The organism is Parabacteroides sp. An277, assembly GCF_002159645.1.
Taxonomy (GTDB): Bacteria; Bacteroidota; Bacteroidia; order Bacteroidales; family Tannerellaceae; genus Parabacteroides.
Window position 1 is genome coordinate 1 of the sequence record NZ_NFJB01000023.1, and the last position, 21,374, is coordinate 21,374.

General features: G+C 44.4%; 19 protein-coding genes. 15 read left to right on the forward strand and 4 right to left on the reverse strand.

Annotation, left to right across the window (positions count from 1 at the left end):
- Positions 1-208: 208 nt before the first annotated feature.
- On the reverse strand, positions 209-1,228 hold the full coding sequence (locus tag B5F77_RS10165) for a branched-chain amino acid aminotransferase (protein WP_087330498.1): 1,020 nt from the start codon (positions 1,226-1,228) through the stop codon (positions 209-211).
- Positions 1,229-1,294: 66 nt separating this feature from the next.
- Complete coding sequence (locus tag B5F77_RS10170; protein ID WP_239446243.1) at positions 1,295-3,691, reverse strand: TonB-dependent receptor; 2,397 nt, start codon at positions 3,689-3,691, stop codon at positions 1,295-1,297.
- A 226-nt stretch (positions 3,692-3,917) separates the two neighbouring features.
- Here B5F77_RS10170 and B5F77_RS10175 point away from each other — a divergent pair, with 226 nt between their 5' ends.
- From B5F77_RS10175 to B5F77_RS10195, 5 genes are all read left to right on the forward strand, one after another.
- Complete coding sequence (locus B5F77_RS10175; protein WP_087330410.1) at positions 3,918-4,478, forward strand: nitroreductase family protein; 561 nt, start codon at positions 3,918-3,920, stop codon at positions 4,476-4,478.
- Positions 4,475-5,260 carry a Rossmann-like and DUF2520 domain-containing protein gene (locus tag B5F77_RS10180; protein WP_087330412.1) on the forward strand — a complete coding sequence of 262 codons (786 nt, stop codon included), beginning with the start codon at positions 4,475-4,477 and terminating at the stop codon, positions 5,258-5,260. The genes B5F77_RS10175 and B5F77_RS10180 overlap by 4 nt, the downstream gene beginning before the upstream one ends.
- A gap of 156 nt (positions 5,261-5,416) precedes the next feature.
- On the forward strand, positions 5,417-6,670 hold the full coding sequence (locus B5F77_RS10185) for a M64 family metallopeptidase (RefSeq protein ID WP_343225087.1): 1,254 nt from the start codon (positions 5,417-5,419) through the stop codon (positions 6,668-6,670).
- A gap of 155 nt (positions 6,671-6,825) precedes the next feature.
- Positions 6,826-7,257: a large-conductance mechanosensitive channel protein MscL gene (mscL, locus tag B5F77_RS10190; protein ID WP_087330414.1), complete on the forward strand. Its 432-nt coding sequence runs from the start codon at positions 6,826-6,828 to the stop codon at positions 7,255-7,257.
- Between the two features lie 14 nt (positions 7,258-7,271).
- Positions 7,272-8,066: a M48 family metallopeptidase gene (locus B5F77_RS10195; protein WP_087330502.1), complete on the forward strand. Its 795-nt coding sequence runs from the start codon at positions 7,272-7,274 to the stop codon at positions 8,064-8,066.
- Here the strand turns inward: B5F77_RS10195 and B5F77_RS10200 are convergent.
- Complete coding sequence (locus B5F77_RS10200; protein ID WP_087330417.1) at positions 8,047-9,846, reverse strand: MutS family DNA mismatch repair protein; 1,800 nt, start codon at positions 9,844-9,846, stop codon at positions 8,047-8,049. The genes B5F77_RS10195 and B5F77_RS10200 overlap by 20 nt on opposite strands.
- Before the next feature lie 108 nt (positions 9,847-9,954).
- Positions 9,955-11,034 carry a DUF6261 family protein gene (locus tag B5F77_RS10205; RefSeq protein WP_087330419.1) on the reverse strand — a complete coding sequence of 360 codons (1,080 nt, stop codon included), beginning with the start codon at positions 11,032-11,034 and terminating at the stop codon, positions 9,955-9,957.
- 624 nt (positions 11,035-11,658) lie between these two features.
- Between B5F77_RS10205 and atpD the strand changes: the two genes are divergently transcribed.
- The 10 genes from atpD (at position 11,659) to B5F77_RS10260 (ending at position 21,365) form a co-directional block, all read left to right on the forward strand.
- Complete coding sequence (gene atpD / locus B5F77_RS10215; protein WP_087330423.1) at positions 11,659-13,179, forward strand: F0F1 ATP synthase subunit beta; 1,521 nt, start codon at positions 11,659-11,661, stop codon at positions 13,177-13,179.
- A gap of 8 nt (positions 13,180-13,187) precedes the next feature.
- Positions 13,188-13,448: a F0F1 ATP synthase subunit epsilon gene (locus B5F77_RS10220; protein WP_087330425.1), complete on the forward strand. Its 261-nt coding sequence runs from the start codon at positions 13,188-13,190 to the stop codon at positions 13,446-13,448.
- Positions 13,445-13,873 carry a hypothetical protein gene (locus tag B5F77_RS10225; RefSeq protein ID WP_087330427.1) on the forward strand — a complete coding sequence of 143 codons (429 nt, stop codon included), beginning with the start codon at positions 13,445-13,447 and terminating at the stop codon, positions 13,871-13,873. Before B5F77_RS10220 ends, B5F77_RS10225 begins: the two co-directional genes overlap by 4 nt.
- Before the next feature lie 19 nt (positions 13,874-13,892).
- The gene (gene atpB / locus B5F77_RS10230; RefSeq protein ID WP_239446251.1) at positions 13,893-14,900 is read left to right on the forward strand and encodes a F0F1 ATP synthase subunit A; all 1,008 of its coding nucleotides are present in this window, start codon (positions 13,893-13,895) and stop codon (positions 14,898-14,900) included.
- A 99-nt stretch (positions 14,901-14,999) separates the two neighbouring features.
- Positions 15,000-15,251 (forward strand): ATP synthase F0 subunit C, encoded by a 252-nt coding sequence (gene atpE, locus B5F77_RS10235; RefSeq protein WP_087330432.1) that lies wholly within the window; start codon positions 15,000-15,002, stop codon positions 15,249-15,251.
- Between the two features lie 16 nt (positions 15,252-15,267).
- Positions 15,268-15,768 (forward strand): F0F1 ATP synthase subunit B, encoded by a 501-nt coding sequence (gene atpF, locus B5F77_RS10240; protein WP_087330434.1) that lies wholly within the window; start codon positions 15,268-15,270, stop codon positions 15,766-15,768.
- 6 nt (positions 15,769-15,774) lie between these two features.
- On the forward strand, positions 15,775-16,317 hold the full coding sequence (locus B5F77_RS10245; protein ID WP_087330435.1) for a F0F1 ATP synthase subunit delta: 543 nt from the start codon (positions 15,775-15,777) through the stop codon (positions 16,315-16,317).
- A 10-nt stretch (positions 16,318-16,327) separates the two neighbouring features.
- Complete coding sequence (gene atpA / locus B5F77_RS10250; RefSeq protein ID WP_087330437.1) at positions 16,328-17,911, forward strand: F0F1 ATP synthase subunit alpha; 1,584 nt, start codon at positions 16,328-16,330, stop codon at positions 17,909-17,911.
- A 9-nt stretch (positions 17,912-17,920) separates the two neighbouring features.
- A complete protein-coding gene (locus tag B5F77_RS10255; protein ID WP_087330440.1) occupies positions 17,921-18,781 on the forward strand; it encodes a F0F1 ATP synthase subunit gamma in 861 nt (286 codons plus the stop codon).
- Positions 18,782-18,980: 199 nt separating this feature from the next.
- A complete protein-coding gene (locus tag B5F77_RS10260; protein ID WP_087330442.1) occupies positions 18,981-21,365 on the forward strand; it encodes a hypothetical protein in 2,385 nt (794 codons plus the stop codon).
- The last annotated feature ends 9 nt before the right edge of the window (positions 21,366-21,374 follow it).

Consider the following 21,374-nt stretch of genomic DNA (forward strand, 5'->3'; position numbering starts at 1 on the left):
TGGGAGTACAATACCGGCAAGTATGTTCAAATAATCGTTTTCCATACTGCAAAATAAAGGTTTGTTCTTCATACTAACAAATTTATCCCCATTAAATTTCTACTGAGCCCGGAAATTAGTTATAATCCTATTTTATGTCTACATATAAAAAGAAACCCCACGCATCACGCGCAGGGATTCCCCAATCTTATGCCATTAAATGTAAAAACTATTCTATGATTGTAACCCAACCATACGTATCGGGCTCATCGCCATACTGGATGGCACGCAATTTGGTATACAGTTTCTCGCATACCGGCCCCGGCTTTCCATCCTTTGCAATCACGTATGATTTATTCTCGTCCAAATCGTCAATTTGCGATATAGGAGCAATAACAGCCGCCGTACCACATTCTGCCGCTTCTTCGAAAGTAGCGACTTCTTCAAACGGCACCGGACGGCACTCTATCGTAAGTCCCATGTCGGACGCTAATTGTTGCAAACTTTTGTTTGTAATAGAAGGAAGAATCGAATGGGACTTCGGCGTAATATAACTCTGACCTCGGATGGCAAAGAAATTAGCCGGACCACATTCATCCAAATATTTTTTCTCTTTCGGGTCAAGATAAAGTACGGCTGCATATCCTTTCGAATGAGCAATCTCACCAGCTACCAAACTAGCCGCATAGTTTCCACCCACCTTTATCGTACCGGTTCCATAAGGAGCTGCACGGTCGTATTCGCGCATGATACAAACCTTCGAAGGTTGGAATCCTCCTTTAAAATAAGGTCCTACAGGGGTAACAAATACCACAAACATATACTCCGGAGCTGGTTTTACACCTACTTGTTGCCCCAAGCCTAAAAGTAGCGGACGAATATAAAGCGACGCCCCGCTCTCGTAAGGAGGAACAAAACGTTCGTTCAACTTCACAACTTTGCGAACGGCCTCTTCAAACTTTTCGACAGGGAACTCCGCCATTTTGATACCCCGGCTGGAAGATTGCAAGCGTTTCGCATTCTCATCCATGCGAAAAACACGCACCTTGCCATCTTTCCCACGGAAAGCCTTTAAGCCTTCAAACGCCTCTTGTCCGTAATGCAAACAGGTGGCCGCCATGTGGATGTTCAGTATCTCAGAAGAGCAAACTTCCAATTCGCCCCATTTTCCATCTCGATAATAACATCTGACATTATAATCGGTTTTCAAATAACCGAATCCTAATTCAGACCAATTTAGTGTCTCCATATTCATTTCTTTTAAAGTCGGTGCAAATATATATATAATGTGTGAAAATGCCCAACAATAAGTACATTAAAAATCGACTATTAAACGGACATTAAATTGTCGACCGGTCAAATAATTCGGAATAGGAAATTGTTCTCCATCCGGACGACTAATCCAATAATATGAATTAACATTCTTCATATCAAATAGATTGAAGATATCAAACCCTAACCATGCACTCTTGAAATAACGCAAAAATGAACGATCGCGTACGGCATCGTTCGGATTCAACAATTCATAAGACAAGCCTATATCCACGCGTTTATAAGCAGGCATACGGAAATAACCCGCCTCATATCCGCGATTCGCCACCGTTACAGGTAATCCTCCCGAAAGGACTCCTTTCAAGTTCATCTTTAAACGTTTATAACCCGGGAAATAATCTTGAAAGAAGAGTCCAAGGTTATAACCTGGGCTATTGGGAAGAGGTGCTTTCGTAGTTCCGCGAATCGTTTGTTCTGATTTCATCAACGAAACACTTATCCACGAATCTGTTCCTGGGACAAATTCGCCAAAGAACTTCATATCAAGCCCCATCGCATATCCTTCTGCGCAATTCTCCCCATAATAACGTACCTTTACATTATCAATCGTATAAGGTACCAGATTATCCAATTTCTTATAATACAATTCAGTAGTCAATTTAAAGTTTCGTCCATCGATACGGAAAGTATAATCTCCACCCGCGATGACATGTATAGAACGTTGAGACTTTAAATCTGTATTCAACCTTATCGTATTATTTCCGTTTTCATCTTCTACGACTTGCCGCAATTCCTTATAAAAAGGAGCTTGGTAATACAAACCTGTAGCCAAGCGAAAGGTCAAATCCTGGTTGAAGTTCGGTATAAACCCTAATGACACACGCGGACTAAAGATAAACTCCTTATTGAAACTCCAATAACTTCCTCGCACACCAGCCGTCAGGCTAAACAATCCTTGCTCGATACGGAACTTGAAATCGTCTTGCAAATAGGCAGAGAAACGCGTACTTTCCAATTCACTCTGCGAATAAAGATTCGAATATAAGTTAACCTCTTGTCCTGTATGCGGCAATGAATATCCTGCTGAATCACGCTTTTCCCACTCGGATATGCGGTCATTAATACGTTCGAATTGTACTTGTGCCCCCCACTTCAGGGTATTGTTCCAGAGGCGCGCACTTCCATAATGCCCCACATTCATAATTGTAGAGTGCAGGCGATTACGGGCATGTTCTCGATAACGGGCTACCGACATGGCATCACTTCCCGCATCTGTTCCCGTATTGGTATCGCTTCCATCACTCAACCAATATTCGCCCATAATATCATATCGTTCCTCTTCCTGGCTATTGAAAGCAGAAGCTTGCAAGCCGAGCGTCATGTCCTCCTTCGGTTTATAGGAAAGCGTCATCGCTCCAAAAAGCGTTTGGAATTTATCGCGTTCATTGCTATTGGGGAAATACACCATGAAGTTCTGCACATTATCTAAAGTTCCCGATGACGTCTCACGGCTATGTGGCACGAAATGGTATTTATTAATGGCGAAGTTTCCTAAGAAAGACGCCTCCCATTTAGGAGCAATAGCATAGGTCATGTAGGTTTGCAAATCCATGAAACGAGGATCATATTCGGCTTCTGTATCCATTGTACCAAGCAATGAACTTCCGCTTTTATAGCGAAAACCGGTTACTTGCGTGAATTTCCCTGTCGAACTCCCTACATAAGCCGAACCTCCCATCAAACTCCCTGACACAGACCCTTCGAATGCTTTTGGTTTTTTATAGGTTATATCCAATACGGAACTCATTTTATCACCATACCGTGCTTCAAACCCACCCGCCGAGAACTTCACCTCTTCCGTCAGGTCAGGATTTACAAAACTCAATCCCTCCTGTTGTCCTGAACGAATAAGCAAGGGACGGAACACCTCGATGCCATTGACATAAACGATATTCTCATCATAACTACCTCCTCGTACGGAATACTGCGAACTCAACTCGTTGTTCGACGAGACACCTGCAAACGTAACCACCAAACTTTCAATGCTTCCTCCCGCAGGGTCTGGTAGGAGGCGCACTTGATCGGCTTGCATTGTCTCCATCGTATTCGTTTGTTTTCGGATAGCCGTTACAGAGATTTCGCCCAAATCAATAGCCGTATAGTTCATCTGCACATTTAAACGCATATCAGCTTGCAAGACAGGTACAATGCGTTCCGCCTTATTATATCCGAGGCAAGAATAGAGGAAAGTAACGGAATCGCCCGTGGCTACATTGAGCGAATAATACCCCTTCTCGTTCGTCATAGTGCCATTCAGCGTATTCTTCACCATAATATTCACCAATTCCAACGGATTACCATCCGCATCTCGCACGTATCCTGTCACCTTCACCCGCTTTTGCGCCGCCAACGGAAAGGCAAGGAGAAAGGACAAACACATACCTATTATCATCACAGGGAACTTCCTGTTGTTCGCTTTGCTTCTTAATCTCATTGTTTATGCCTATAATCAAATTTAATTATAACGAGAATCGAACGCGTTTATGCCTATATTCCGATTCCTTCATATACCTATTATTAACGTACCGAATAGATGAAACGTATACACACGACGCTTTTTTATTTTATCTTTGCGTACTAATTCGAACACAAAAGTAAGAAAAAAGATGAAAAATTTCGCATCGCTCATTCAAAATAGAAGAAGCACCCGGCGGTTTACCGAGCAGCTTCTTAGTCCTGAACAAGTGGCTTCGATTCTGAGAGCCGCCTTGATGGCTCCTTCGTCGAAGCATAAGAATCCGTGGCAATTCGTGGTCGTCGAAGACAAAGAGATGTTATCCCAACTGTCTCATTGCAAACCGCATGGAGCAACCTTCCTGGCGGGATGCGCATTGGCCGTAGTTGTGTTGGCCAATGTCATGGAAAGCGACGTATGGATTGAAGATGCGTCTATCGCGGCTATTTACATGCAACTTCAAGCCGAAGATTTAGGGTTGGGAAGTTGTTGGTGTCAAATCCGAAACCGGCAAGATGCCGACGGACAAGATGCCGCGCAATACGTCCGTTCGTTGCTCCATATCCCTTACCAACTTGAAGTGCTCTCCGTCATAGGTTTCGGTTATAAAGCACGTCCGAATACGCCCCTCGATGAAGAACAACTTCTTTGGGAAAAAGTACATTTGGGTCATTATCAATTACCTTCAGACACCACAAATACAGAAGTATGAAAACAATCGTCCTCATCGGTTCGGGCAACGTAGCCACCCAATTGGCTCGCAACATTTACGAACGTCCGGAAGTGGCTTCCCATTTCCAAGTCACACAAGTATATAGCCCCAACGAAAGCCATGCCCAGGCGTTGGCAAATCTTATCGCGTGCGAAGCTATTTCCTCTCTGCCTCTGATGCGTACGGATGCCGACCTGTATCTCTTTTCCGTCAAAGATGCTGCCCTCGAAGACGTTATCAACCATATTCCTGCCAACAATGGTCTTTGGATTCATACTTCTGGTAGCATGCCGATGGAAATATTGGCTACCCGTACCCAGCGATATGGCGTCCTTTACCCGTTGCAAACCTTCTCGAAAGAACGACCTCTTTCTTTACGCGAAGTGCCTCTTTTCCTCGAATGCCATCGAGAAGAGGACCTGGCTGAATTGCAATCTTTCGCCAACCTCCTATCCAACCAAGTGCGTACGCTCGACTCCGACCAACGACGTACGCTCCATCTATCGGCCGTCTTTGCGTGCAATTTCGCGAATCATCTCTATGCGCTTGCCGCCCATCTTTTGGAAGAAAAGCAACTACCTTTCGACCTTTTGCTTCCACTTATCCAAGAGACCACGGCCAAACTCTCTCAGCTTCCGCCTCGCGAAGCACAAACAGGACCTGCCATCCGGTTTGATACGAATATCATTCACAAACACCTCGCCATGCTCCATCAGCATCCCCGCATGCAGCAGATTTATGAAATCATGAGCGAAAGCATTTATAATATGTATAAGGAATAGAGCGCCCTAATAACTTTTCCGTTCAACTTTCGCTCAAAAAGATTTGGGATTCTCCTTTTTTTCCTTACATTTGTCAAAAATTTAGCAGATTTAATGGAAAAAAAGAAGCAGATGATACGAAAATACCTCTTGATGGCTGCGGCTACTTTCTTGTATATGACAGGAATAGCCCAAGTTCCTCAAGTTCTTTTTGATACTTTCTTCGAAAAGAAGAGCCTACGGATTGATTTCGCATTGAGTGGGAATGCAGAAGGACAACGGGCCGCCATCGAGCAATTACGCGAAGAACCTACCTGGGGCGGTCCGTTGGTTAATCTCGTAGACCACTTTCATTACGGAGGCTATTACGTACATATATATGATAAAACAAGCGGCGAGCTCATTTATTCCAAAGGATTTAATACGCTATTCGAAGAATGGCTGACTACCGACGAAGCACACACGGAAACACAATCGTGGACGAACAGTATCTCGGTACCTTTCCCCAAGCGTGACATCATCTTCGAACTCTCTGCCCGTAATCGTGATGACATGCAATTCTATCCGTTACTCAAAATGGACATCTCGCCCGAAAGTATCTTTATCGACCGTGGAGCACTAAAAAACAATCATATCACCCAACTTTCCTACCAAGGGGATTCGAATCAAAAAGTCGACCTCGTCTTCCTCGCCGAAGGCTATCGGGCGGATGAACAGGAAAAGTTCGTCCGTGATGCGCGTCGATTCATGGAAGCGCTTTTCCATACAGCTCCTTTCTCGGAACATAAAGCGGATTTCAATGTATGGGCCGTAGGAGTCGACTCGGAAGATTCGGGTACCGACCTTTCGGGTAAAGGCATTTTCAAAAACACCGCTTTGAATAGCGGTTTTTATACGTTTGGTATCGACCGTTATCTGACGACACGCGACATGAAATCCATCCGCGATGCCGTCTGGAACGTTCCCAACGATGCGCTCTTTATTCTGATCAATACGGATATGTATGGTGGAGGTGGCATGTATAACTTCTATGCGTGCGGGACGGCAGATAACGAACGGACACCTGTCGTCTTTACGCATGAGTTCGGACATAGCTTTGCTGGACTAGCTGATGAATATTTCTCTTCAGAAGTAGCCTATAATGACTTTTACAACTTAAAGAGGGAGCCTTGGGAACCAAACATCACAACTTTGGTCGATTTCGATACGAAGTGGAAAGACCTTGTTGCGACAGGAACTCCCATCCCTACTCCTGTTGATGATAGCACCTATAAAGACAAATGCGGCGTATTTGAAGGGGGAGGATATATGGCGAAAGGCATCTATCGTCCGATGGACCATTGTATGATGCGCGACTATGCGCCTTTCTGTCCAGCGTGCTCGCGGGCTATCGAACGTATGATTCGCTATTATTGCGACGAAAAATATTAAACCCGATAATCTACATTGCAACCCTAATATCTTGAACACGTTTATTAAAACGAGGGACACTCTTCAACATCCCAAAAGAGTGCTCCCTTTTTTCTTGTCCAAAAACTTGCCATCGTGCGTCATTTGTTGTATCTTTCGCAAAAATTGGAAATAATATGAGAAAATTCATACAAGAGTTTAAACAGTTTGCCATGCGCGGCAATGTAATAGACATGGCAGTAGGTATTATTATCGGAGGTGCATTTAGCAAAATCGTATCCTCGATAGTGAACGATTTGATAATGCCTGGTATCGGATTATTGGTAGGAGGCGTAAACTTTAAAGATTTGAAAATCGTCTTGAAAGAAGCGGTTATGGAGGGCGACCAAGTTGTCACGCCTGCCGTTAGCATAAACTATGGCAACTTTTTGCAGACAACGTTTGATTTCCTCATCATTGCCTTTGCCATCTTCCTCTTGATTAAAGCCATCAACCGGTTGGCGAAAAAACGGGAAACGGAAGCCAAGCCAGCCACTCCTCCACCGCCTCCTGCCGATATTCAACTTCTAACGGAAATACGGGATTTATTACGAGACAAAAATAACTAAAAAATGGAATGAATATGGAAAAATGGATTGCATGTTTGTGCGCTTGCCTCATCCTTGCGGGATGTAGCAGCGTCCCCCTTACGGGAAGAAAACAATTGCTTTTGGTCAGCGACCAAGATGTGCTTTCGTCGAGCCTGACGCAATACTCGGAGTACATGAAGACAGCTAAGAAAACATCGTCGGGTAAAGATGCGTCGATGGTGACGCGCGTCGGGAAGAAGATCGCGGCTGCCACCGAACAATATTTGCGAAACAATGGCATGGCCGACGAAATCAAAAACTTCGCTTGGGAATTTAACCTGGTTAAAGATAATCAAGTAAATGCCTTCTGTATGCCGGGCGGAAAGATTGTCGTCTATGAAGGACTGATGGATTTGGTAGATTCGGACGATGAACTGGCGGTCGTCTTGGGGCATGAAGTAGCGCACGCCGTGGCCAAGCATAGCAACGAGCGTATGAGCCAACAAATCGTAGCTCAATACGGCGCACAAATACTTGGAGCGGCCGTCGCCAACAAGAGCGCGGCTGTACAAACGGTAGCCAGTTCGGTCTATGGCATCGGCGCGCAATATGGCGTGATGCTTCCCTTCTCGCGCAAGCACGAGAGCGAAGCTGATTATATGGGATTGATATTAATGACGATGGCAGGCTATAATCCGGACGTGGCGGTTGGCTTTTGGCAGAAGATGTCGGCCGGTTCGGGTGGTAAGGTGCCAGAATTCATGAGCACGCACCCCAGCGACGCGCATCGCATCTCCGACATCCAAAAGGAGTTGCCTGCCATCAAGGCTACGTACGGGAAACGGTAATTCCCATCTTTTGCATCAAGAAGCAGGCATTCATATTTTGGGCGATGCCTTCGCGCAAGCGATACGAAAAAGTGAGTTCGTCGTCGTGGATGTCTGCTTCAAAGCAGTAATTCTTGATTTGCTGTGGAAATTCCTTCTCCAATTCTCCTAATACCAAATCGTGTGTAGCGATGATGCCGCACGTTTCGTATGCAACCAACTGCTTCATCAGGGCCATCGAACCTTTCTGTTTATCCAGTGAGTTGGTGCCTTTCAATATCTCGTCTAAGATAATAAATAACTTCTCGCCTTGCTGCAGGCGGTCGATTATCATTTTTAATCGTTTTAATTCGGCAAAGAAATAGGACTCGTTGGATGTCAACGAATCAGACGTGCGTAGACTTGTCACCAGATGGGCGGGATAGAGCGTCAGTTCCTGGGCGCAAACGGGCAATCCCATGCATGCCAAGAGATAATTCACGCCTATTGTCCGCAGATACGTGCTCTTACCTGCCATATTCGCTCCCGTAATAATCAAAAACCAGGGATGATGCGGAATCGTCACATCGTTTCGCACGCATACTTTCCGGTCCAACAAGGGATGTCCTAAGGACTTGCCTCGCATCTGGAAATATGTCTCGGTAAAGGTGGGATAAATGTAATCGGGATGCGTAAACGCGAAATGTCCGGCCGAGCAGAAGGCGTCCATCTCGCCTAAGGCTTCCATCCATCGCCCGATATCCTCTCGATGTCGTGTCTTCCAAGCCTCCAAGGCTAAGGCGTGACGCATATCCCGGAGAAACAAGACGTTCAGAATGACGCCGGCTAAACTAAACCGTTGGTTCAAGGCTCCAATGTGCCGCGAAAGGGTGCGCAACGAGGCTGAAGCTTGCCGTCCGTTTCGCTTCCATTGGGCTTGCGTCCGTTGCAAGGATTCTGCTTGGAAAGGAGTTTCTTCCAGGCACTTTAGTAGTTCGGCATGGGTGGCAAGGGATTGTTCCAGCTTGTCTACGGAGGCATAGAGCCGGTTCACTTCTCCTGCTTTTGCATAGGCGATGACAAGCGAGACTATCAGATAGGGACCTATCCATATTTCGGGAATAGAACCCATCCCGTTTCCGACGATAAGCAAAAGCCAACCCACAGGCACGACCCAAAAGAAGAGTTTCCACGCACAACTGCCTAATGCCGAGGGTTCCTGTACGAGCTGTTTCATTCCGGATGTGTCTGCCATCGCGGCCGATTTCATCCGCCCCAAGGCATAGAAGTGGAAAAACAGGTCGGGACGGGTTGCCAATTCCCGTATAGCCTCTTGCCGTTGTTGAATGATAGCTGGCACGTCCAGAGGCTTTTTAAACCACCGGGCCAGTTGTTTTCGTCCCTCGTAAGTGACCGTCCGATTCACCAGTTGGAAGAGCGACTTCGGACCGAAAACATCCAAATCCAACGTAAAGGAATGGTCTGCATTTCGCTCCTCGTCTGCCCCGTCGAAGGCACTGTAATCTCCCGCTAATCCTTGCAGTTCCTGCTCGGCCAACGTGCGTTTCACCTCCGTATAGCTTCGTTTATAAAACAGCTTATCGTGTCGCATCATCAAATAAATGAAAGGAATCGCACATAGCAGGAGAATCCCCGTCCATACTTTCCATCCGGCATTCCAACCCAGGTATACACCTATGGCTGCCATGACGACCAGAACCAATCGTATGGTTCCAACTATCCAAATTTGATGACTCAATTGGGCTATCTCCTGTTCCCACTCCTTACACTTTGTCTGATAATAACTTTGTATATCTTCCATTTTTATCAATGAACCATTAACAATGGACAATTGATAATTGACAATGGACAATCCGCCCCTACGAGCATATTAATTATCAATTGTCAATTCTCAATTGTCAATTATTCATTACCATAACGTGATGGGTTCTGGATATTCCACTACCAGCGGACTGCCGCCATCGTAGGTTTCGATGCGGACTTTATATTGTCCTTCTGTCAAGTCCGGGACCATCGTAAATTCGCAACTGGTCTCTGTGACGTTGGTGATGGTCGCGGCTTTAATCCATTCGATGTAATCCTGATCATTGACAAGCCCGATAACGTGTTCCAACGTACCATCCGCACCTTTCAGGGTAAATCCTTTATAGTTTACGCCGGTTTGCTCGCCCCGTTCGATGCGGTTCGGATTTTCCGGGTCGCCTCCCTCCTTCTGGTAGACCGCGGTGATTTCGGGCGTTTCGGGTTCGGGAGTCGGTTCGTCTTCCTCGCCTGGTGTCTTACTGCCCGACGTCTGGCCTAACACTTGTTGTTTGTAGCGTTGGATAATAGCATTTTGATTGTCAATGAAAGCCGCATAATCTGCTTCCCCTTCAATCAGCACGTATGCATTAATTACTTGGATTAATTCCCGATAAGCCTCGTCTACCTTTTCGCGGGTTTGTTTCGTAAGACCCACTTGACGTGATGCATTTTCTTTATCCCGTTCGACAATCAAGGTGTTTACCCTTTCATTGGCTTCTGCCAATTCTTCCACTACGGAAGTCAGGTTCAATGTAGCTACTTGCTCGGCGAATTTACCCGTCAAATCGGCCGTAAAATTGCGCAACAAACCGGTTTCCTTATCCAATTGCATTTTCGGGTCAATGCGATAATCTTTAATATGCTGCGCCAATATTTTAGCGGCTTCAGCCAGATTCGCTACAGGCAAACTTACCATGGCTTTCACCGTGTTCCGGTAACTACGGTAAGCCTCGTCGCGAACCCTGTCTGCTTCTGCAATTTGGTCGCTAATCAGACTCTTTTGGGAAATGACCAGCACCGCGTCCTCATTACCAATAGCGGCCTCGTAAGGCGTGATAAACTTCGTACACTTCGTCGATATATGGCTATCCTTTTTCACATTGGCCAGCGTATTGCTGTGATACATGTAATGGGCGCCATTATCCATTCCTGCTGTCCGGATTTCTATGATTTGTTTCTTATTCATACCGTTATTTTTTTGTTTGACGCGAAGTTAGGCATATTTTTCTGTACATCCAACAAAAAGAGAAAAATAATTGAAATATTTTTTCGTTTCGGTTGGGGAACAAGCTGGAGACGCCGTCTCTTGTCACTTTCCGAACGGAAACAAGCCGGAGACGCCGTCTCTTGCCCTTTCCCGAATGGAAACAAGCTGGAGACGCCGTCTCTTGCCCTTTCCCGAGCGGAAACAAGCCAGAGACGCTGTCTCTTGCCTCTCGATGCGCTTTGACACGCAAGATGCGTTGCTTCTTTTCACAAGCCCTATGCGCGTCTTCTTCCTGACAAAAAAACAATTTACCCCTGCCCCGTTTTTCGCCTTCAAACAGCTTTAACATAGCAAAACAGTTGGCCGTCTATTGCCTATACAAGAGGTTACAAAAGGGTTATCCATTTCTGTGTCCGAAGGTTAAAATCGGGGTATTCATCTAACAAATTGGTACGAATCACACATAAATTGGTTTTTTTCGTCAGAAATAAAACCGAAAGGAAACCTTAACGGAGCACAAAAAGACAAAAAAAATAACCCAAACGAATATTGTGTCTCAATCTTTCGTAATATTGCAGCGCAAAATTAAAAAGATTATATTCAATGGGAGAAATTAAAGGTTATATCTTACAGGTTATCGGTCCTGTTGTGGATGTGCATTTCGACCACGAGTCGGACGACGAAAAGGTCGTACTCCCTCGCATCCACGACGCCATGGAAATAACCCGTCAGAATGGAAAGAAGCTAATTGTGGAAGTACAACAACACATTGGCGAAGATACGGTCCGCACGGTGGCTATGGACTCGACGGATGGATTACGCAGAGGGATGGAAGTCGTCGCACTAGGTTCTCCGATTACCATGCCGGTGGGCGACCAAGTAAAGGGACGTTTATTAAATGTAACAGGCGATGCCATCGACGGCATGCATGAATTGAATCGGGCGGGTGCATTCCCTATCCACCGCGAACCGCCTAAGTTCGAAGACTTGACCACGAGTAAGGAAATCCTTTATACAGGTATCAAAGTGATAGACCTGCTGGAGCCCTACTTGAAAGGCGGAAAGATTGGATTGTTCGGAGGCGCCGGCGTAGGTAAGACCGTGTTGATTCAAGAGCTTATCAACAACATCGCCAAGAAGAACCATGGATACTCCGTATTTGCCGGCGTAGGCGAACGTACGCGTGAAGGAAACGACCTGCTGCGCGAAATGATTGAATCCGGCGTCATCCGTTATGGCGACGCATTCAAGGAAAGCATGGAAAAAGGCGAATGGGATTTATCGAAAGTAGATTACAACGAAGTAGAGAAATCGCAAGTAACGTTGGTGTTCGGGCAGATGAACGAACCTCCCGGAGCACGTGCCTCGGTCGCGCTGTCGGGACTGACGATTGCCGAATCCTTCCGCGACCTTTCGAAAGAGGGAGAATCGAAAGATATCCTGTTCTTCATCGACAACATCTTCCGTTTCACACAAGCCGGCTCAGAGGTATCTGCCTTGTTGGGACGTATGCCTTCGGCCGTAGGTTACCAACCGACGTTGGCCACGGAAATGGGTGCCATGCAAGAGCGTATTACCTCGACGAAGAAAGGCTCCATCACCTCGGTGCAAGCCGTCTACGTGCCGGCCGACGACTTGACCGACCCGGCTCCAGCCACGACCTTTACACACTTGGACGCCACGACGGTATTGAACCGTAAGATCGCGGAATTAGGCATCTATCCGGCTGTCGACCCGCTGGATTCGACCTCCCGCATCCTCGACCCGCTGGTCGTAGGCGAAGCGCATTACCAATGCGCCCAACGCGTAAAACAAATCCTCGAGCGCAACCAAGAGTTGCAAGACATCATTTCCATCTTAGGTATGGAAGAGCTTTCGGATGAAGACCGCCAGACCGTAAACCGTGCCCGCCGCGTACAACGTTTCTTGTCGCAACCCTTTACCGTGGCCGAACAATTTACCGGTGTACCAGGCGTGACCGTTTCGATTGAAGACACCATCCGAGGTTTCAATATGATTATGGACGGAGAAACAGACGATGTCCCCGAACAAGCATTCTTAAATGTCGGAACCATTGAAGAGGCTATCGAGAAGGGGAAACGCCTGGCTCAACAAGCTCAATAATAAACGATATGGAACTGAAGATTATAACTCCAGAAAAGGTCTTATACGAAGGAAAAGCCGAAGTGGTTACTTTCCCTGGATTGGACGGTTCGTTCGACGTATTGCCCCATCACGCTCCGTTGATATCGGCGCTACAAAAGGGAGTTATTCGGTATCGTGTAGAAGGAACAGAAAATGAACAACCGGTAGGCAGCGGGTTTGTAAAAGTAGAGAACGACATCCTCTCTGTCTGCATCGAAGAATCACCGGAAGGAGGCAAGCAACCATGAGTGGCAGATTAAGAATGAAACTCTTTGGTTTGATTACATTCGTGAATGTAGTCTTGGGTGTCAGCCTCGGCGGACTGCTCTACACGATTTGGCCGGAACACTACTTTACGTGGTTTCCTTCCATACCGTTGTTCTATTGGTTGACGGCATTGGCGATGGTCGCTTTCTTGGATAGCGTAAAGCGCCATAAAAGAGACATGTCTATTACCGTATTTATGGTAGTGCGTATGTGCCGGTTCGTTTTGGCTTGTGCATTCTTATGGATGTACGCTGCGTGGGTAGGAGAAAAACTGAAAGCCTTTGGGTTTACCTTGATGCTCTTCTATTTCATCTACCTCGCGATGGAAACCTATACGAATTACTTGTACGAGAAGAAACGACTGAAACGTCTAAAAGAAGAAAAAAATGGACAAAGCAAGAAATAACTGTTGGAAATGGATCGCGATGCTCTGCCTTTTGTTGGTTGGATTCCAAACAAAAGCAGAAGAGGCCATCAATGTGCAGGAAATTGTATTCTCGCATATCCAAGATTCATACACTTGGCATATTACGGATTGGAACGAGCATGAAATCGCTATCCCGCTGCCGATTATCGTGAAAGGTGAGGAAAGCGGATGGCATTGTTTCTCATCCGCCCGATTGCACAAAGGAGCAACGTATGAGAACTTCTCATTGGCGCAAGAGGGTGAATATGCCGGAAAAGTGGTCGAAACGCTGGCTTCAGGCGAGGTTGTCCGTCCGATAGACATTTCCATTACGAAAAACGTATGCGGATTGTTATTGGCTTGTTGCCTCTTATTAATAAGTATATTGAAGACCGCACATTGGTACAAAAAGCATCCCGGCGAGGCTCCAGGCGGCTTTGTGGGCATGATGGAAGCGGTTGTCAATTATATTGAAGAGGACGTCATCCGGAAAAGCATCGGAGAACGGGATTATAAACCCTTTTCTTCCTATTTGCTGACCGTATTCTTCTTCATCCTTATTAATAACTTGCTGGGTATTATTCCTATCTTCCCGGGAGGAGCAAATGTGACGGGAAACATCGCCGTCACCATGGTATTGGCTGTTTGTACCTTCCTGGCCGTCAATCTGTTCGGAACGAAGGCTTATTGGAAAGATATATTCTGGCCTAACACGCCTATCTTCCTGAAATTGCCGATACCCATTATGCCTTTTGTAGAATTCTTCGGGATATTTACCAAACCGTTCGCCCTGATGATTCGTTTGTTTGCCAATATCATGGCAGGCCACACTATCATCTTGGCATTGACCTGTTTGATTTTCATCACCGTATCGATGGGCATCTGGGTAAATATGGGAATGACGCTCGTATCCATTGCGTTCTGTATTTTTATGAACTGCTTGGAGTTGTTCGTCGCTTGCTTGCAAGCATACATTTTCACGCTTTTGTCGGCCAGCTATATCGGTTTGGCAAAAGTAAGGGAATAAATCGCGAAAAGACAGGCCTCTTTTCGTTCATTTAAGCCTAATAATAGAAGCAATTATAGTTACGAAATAAAAAGGTTATAAACTAAAAAATTAAGACGTATGTTATCAGCAGTATTATTACAAGCAGCCTCAATGGGCTTAGCAAAATTAGGTGCAACAATGGGAGCTGGATTAGCCGCTATCGGAGCCGGCATCGGTATCGGTTTGATTGGTAAAGGTGCCGTAGAAGCAATTGGACGTCAGCCGTCTGCCGCAGGTGATATCCGTACTTCCATGTTGATTATGAGTGCGTTGGTAGAAGGTGTGGCACTGTTTGCAATTGTGGTATGTTTCCTTGGATTGTTCCAATAAACCAAAATAACAGAATATGTCATTACTAACACCGGATTCGGGACTTCTGTTTTGGATGATTCTCTCATTCGGTATCGTTCTTGTCATTCTGTCAAAATATGGTTTTCCGGTCATTGTCAAAGCTATTGAAGACCGGAAAGCCTATATTGAAGGTTCGCTGGAGACGGCTCGTAAAGCCAACGAGCAATTGGCCAACATCCAGAAAGAAGGAGAACGGATTTTAGCCGAGGCGAAAGAAAAGCAAAATGCGATTCTGAAGCAGGCTATGGCTGAAAAAGAGAACATTATCGAAGAAGCACGAGAGAAAGCTGCGGCCACGGCTAATTTGCAGCTGCAAGAAGCCACCCGCCGCATCCGAGAAGAAAAGGAAAAGGCGATTCGCGAAGTGCGTGCCGAAATCACCGATTTATCCATTGCCATTGCCGAGAAAGTAATGGAAGATAAGATTGGAAAAGATAAGAGCCAAGAGGCTATTATCAATCGGTTGCTCGATGAAATGTCTTTCAATAAATCATAAACGAGTATGGATTTAGGAACCATTTCATCGCGATATGCACGGGCTTTGTTCTCGCTGGCGAAAGAAAAAGGGCAAGAAAACGCGGTATATGAAGACATAAAAATGCTAAATACCAGTTTCACACTTGCCCCGGCTCTTAAAACCGCGCTATGCAATCCGATTGTGCCGACCGAAAAGAAAGAAAAATTACTGATAGATGCAGGCGGAAGGGAAACAAGTGAACTTTACAAACGTTTCATCCGGCTGATTCTGAATCATAGACGGGAAAGTTGCTTGCTATTTATCACGTACATTTATATTCATCTTTATCGGACAGACAAGCGAATTACACGCATCATCTTCAGTAGCGCGGCGCCCGTAAGTGAAAAGACGGAAAAGCATCTGATTGAGAAACTTCAACAAGAGACCGGTAATATTATCGAATTCTCTGGAGAAGTAAAACCAGAATTAATTGGCGGTTTCCGTTTGCGAATGGGGAATTATCGCTTAGATGCCAGCTATGCCGGCCGATTAAGAGACATCCGCGAACGGTTATTGCAAAGTAAATAAAATTGAGAATATGACAGACCAAATAAAAATTAGCGAAGTCTCCGAGATTCTTCGCAAAGAACTGGAAGGTATCCAAAACAGCATCAAGCTGGAAGAAGTGGGTACAGTACTCCAAGTAAGTGATGGCGTAGTGCGTATCTATGGATTAGACAATGCGGAAGCCAATGAATTGCTCCGTTTTGATAATGGGATGGAAGCCATCGTCATGAACTTGGAGGAGGACAATGTCGGTGCTGTCCTATTAGGTCCGACTGACCAAATCAAAGAGGGCGATACCGTAAAACGCACAGGACGCATCGCTTCTATCAATGTAAGCGAAAACATGGTAGGTCGTGTAATCGACCCGTTGGGAAATCCCCTCGATGGAAAGGGTGAAATCACAGGCGAAACTTGCCAAATGCCTTTGGAACGAAAAGCTCCTGGCGTTATTTATCGTCAACCTGTAAATGAGCCCTTGCAAACAGGTATAAAAGCAATTGATGCCATGATTCCGATCGGACGTGGCCAGCGCGAATTAATCATCGGCGACCGTCAGACGGGAAAGACAGCGATTGCAGTAGATACCATTATCAACCAACGTTCGGCTTATGAAGCAGGAAAACCTGTATATTGTATCTATGTAGCAATTGGACAGAAAGGTTCTACGATTGCCAGCTTGGTCAATACCTTGCAGGAAAAGGGAGCCATGGATTATACAATTGTGGTAAGTGCTACAGCTTCCGACCCGGCTGCCATGCAATATTTTGCTCCATTTGCCGGCGCGGCCATTGGAGAATATTTCCGAGACAGCGGACGCCATGCTTTGGTAGTGTACGACGACCTTTCCAAACAGGCCGTGGCGTATCGTGAAGTATCGTTGATTCTTCGTCGTCCTTCCGGGCGTGAAGCTTATCCGGGAGATATCTTCTATCTGCATTCCCGCTTGTTGGAACGCGCCGCCAAAATCATCGACCAGCAAGAAGTAGCTGAACAAATGAACGACCTGCCCGACAGCATGAAGGGGAAAGTAAAAGGTGGCGGTTCGCTTACGGCGCTTCCCATCATTGAAACACAGGCAGGCGACGTTTCGGCCTATATTCCCACCAACGTGATTTCCATTACCGATGGCCAGATTTTCTTGGAAACAAGCTTGTTCAACCAAGGAAACCGTCCGGCAATCAACGTCGGCATTTCGGTATCTCGTGTAGGTGGTAATGCGCAGTTAAAGGCAATGAAAAAGGTAGCCGGAACATTAAAGATAGACCAAGCCCAATTCCGCGAACTGGAATCGTTTACGAAGTTTGGAGGCGAAATGGATCCGGTAACCGCTTTCACTATCGATAAAGGGCAAAAGAATACACGCCTGTTGATACAACCTCAATACAGCCCGATGCCCGTCGAGAAGCAAATTGCGATTCTCTATTGCGGAACGAATGGATTGTTGAAGGATGTACCGCTCGGCAAAGTACACGAGTTCGAGAAAATGTTCCTCGAATCTTTATCGACTTCCCATCAGGCGGATGTGTTAGACGTGCTCAAGAAAGGTGTTATTAATAGCGACGTGACGCATATCTTGGAAGATACAGCGAAACAAATTGCGGCCTCCTTTAAATAATACACGAATATGGCTTCATTAAAAGAAATAAAAAATCGGATTTCCTCCATCACCAGTACGCAGAAAATCACGGCGGCGATGAAGATGGTGGCGTCAGCCAAACTGCATCATACGCAAACGGCGACCGAACGTACGCTGGCTTATTCCGAACAATTGGCAGGTATCTTACAAAGCCTGTTGGCGGCCGAGGCGGACATGACGTCGCCCTATACGGAAAGCCGCAAAGTCCGAAATGTAGCCATGGTGGTATGTTCTTCTAACACGGGGTTGTGCGGTAGTTTCAATTCGAATGTGTGGAAAGAGACGGAAAAGTTGATAGAAGCGTATAAGGAGCAACAATTGCACATCGTGTTTTATCCGGTAGGCAAAAAGATTGCAAAAGAGTTAAGCAAAGCGGGATATACTTACGAAGAAATGTTTGTTTCGCTTGCCGAACACCTTTCTTATGAAGCAGCTACCCAGCTATCCGCCCGCCTGCAAGAAGACTTTTTGCAGGGGAAAGTGGATCGCGTCGAGCTTTTGTATCATCATTATAAGAATATGGTGCAACAGATTTTGACGCACAAACAGTATCTTCCGCTTTCCATCGAGGCGAAACCGCTTACAACGGGATATACGCCAGATTACATTTTGGAACCATCTGCTGCGGCTTTGCAAGCCTTGTTGTATCCGAAGATGTTGAACTTACAAATCTACACCACGTTGCTCGACACGACAACCGCCGAACATGCCGCCCGCATGATGGCCATGCAAACGGCCAACGACAACGCGAACGAATTGCTCCAAGACTTGACACTGCTCTACAACAAGACACGTCAACAGGCCATTACCAACGAATTGCTGGATATCATGGGCGGAGCCGAACGATAATCTCGTTTATTTCCTCCATAAAACCAACGACTTTCCTTTTGGATATTCGTTGGTTTTCTTTTTATATCTCCCTCACTCTATTCTCAATTGCCCCACTTTGGTTCATAAACCTCGCTCTTTAGTACAAAAACAGCTTTTTGATATAAAAAAGCACGGGTAATATTCGTTTCTTTGCAAAAACATTAAAAACAAGATTTGTATGAAAAGTTATTTTACAAAAAAACAAAAACAGAGTGTATGGAGTACCTTTTTAGCAAGTACTATTATGTCTTTATGTTTATGTATGAGTTCTTGTGGAGAGGATGAACCTGCCGAGCAATCCATCAACCAATCATTCAAAGACCAAGAATTACTGTCTTATCTGTTGGAGCACTATGATTTAAATAAAGACGGTGAACTAAGTACAGATGAGGCTGAGCAGGTAAAAACATTGGAGATTGGTCTTAACATTACCAATCCGGATGGGCTGGAGTATCTAACTGCATTAGAGAATCTGATTGTAGGGAATAACCATATCCAGCATTTGGATTTATCTACTCTCTCTGTTTTAAAGACCTTGAATATACAAGGCGATTCCTTACAAACCCTCAGCTTGTCCTCAGACAATGTCTTGGAAACGTTAACCTGCTATAATTGCCCTTTGCTAGAAACGAGTGAAGAGTTTTATCAGCAATTTGGGAATATATCCACACTACAGTGCGATAGCAATTTTTTGCAAAACGTAGAATTAGATGTTTTTCCCAAATTACATAAGCTGAATTATAGAGGAAAAGCATACTTTACTCTCTCTAACAATCAAACACTGGATACGTTATTCCTTTACTATCCAACAGGTACTTCTGAGCTATTAAGTATCAAAAAAGCGGCTTTGACTTGCCTGTATACTAGTAATTTTAGAAATATTCAAATAGAGGCATGTCCTAATTTAGTCGACTATAGTGCCAGTATAAATGAATCTCATACTGATTTTTCAAATAAAGTAGAGATAAAAGATTGCCCATCTTTAATAAAATGGGAATCTCATAACTTTGAAATCATATCCATAGAAAACTGCGAGCAATTATCTGAACTAAATGTGCTTTGTACAGAAAACCAAACTTTACAAATAAAACAAGCAGACAATTTGAAAAAACTTACGTTGAGAGGCAATTCTTATAATATCAATTCGGAAGACGAAACGTCATCCATTCCCAATATTCTGTTTGAAAATTTGCCTAATTTAGAATACATAACGATAAAAGGAAATTTAACATCTGTAGATTTAAGCAAGAATCTGAAGCTAAAAGAAATATATGTTGAAAATGCAGGTTTGCGCTTTTTAAATGTAGCAAACCTTCCTCATTTGAAAAAAATCATCTGTAAGAATCATCGCTTAAATGTATTGGACGCATCTAATTGCACACAATTAGATACTTGCATCTTACAAGAATATCATTTACCACCTCGCATGGATCAATTTCCCATCGACAAAGCTCCTCTTACTTTGCAAGCTGTAAAACTCGAAGGATGTAAGAATTTAAAGTATTTGGAATTAGGGAAAGGCCAAATAAAAAGCCTCGATGTAAGTGATACGAAGCTACGGACATTAGACGTTCGTGATTTAGGCGAAATGCCAGGACTTGGTTATAGTGATAGGGCACTAAAGGAAATAAAACTAAATCCTGATATGGAGGAGTTGTATTGCCAAGAAAATGTAATTGAATCATTAGATTTAAGCCATACCAATATAACTAAATTGGATGTTAGCGATAATGAACTTCAACATCTGAAACTAAATACTCAGATAACAAAATTACTTTGTAATAAAAATAGACTTTCGTCTTTGGATTTAAGTAATTGTACACAATTGGACACACTGAATATTAGCATTAATAACTTAAAGGAGTTGTCTTTGAAAGATCTATCTTCTTTATCATTTCTTGAAACAAGTAAAAATCCATTTAAAGAAATTGTAATAGAAAGATGTCCCAATTTGAAAGCAGTAGATTTGGGTAGCGAGCAATGCACAATGGTTCGTTTAGTAGATTGCATAAGTTTGGAACATCTAAGTTTGTCTTCTACAAATTATACATTAGAAAATTGTCCTGAGATAGAAAGTTTGTATCTTTCTTATGCTGCACAAGACGTATTAAATATGGAAGAGTTTCCCAATCTGAAAACACTTTATGTACAAGATTGTTTGGCAGAAACTATATTGATTGAAAACTTATCTCAATTAAATACTCTCTATATTTCAGATAAAAAACTACAATTATTACAAACATCCAATCTTCCACAATTAAAACAGATTGAAGTTCGGGATAGCAAAGAGCTTCCAACAATCAATTTATCTGACAGTCCTTTGTTGGAATCAATGACATTGATAAATTTAATATCGTTATCTTCCATTGATTTATCTTCTTATCCCCAATTGAATGATTTCTATTGTCGAGGTTGCGATTTGTTTACCTCACTTGATTTCACCAAGAATTCACTGCAATTAAAGGCAGATTGCCGAGGTAATCAATCCCTCCAAACAATCTACGCAAATCCGAATCAAAATATAATCAAGGATGATTTTACGAATATCGAATATATTTATTAATGTCTTAAT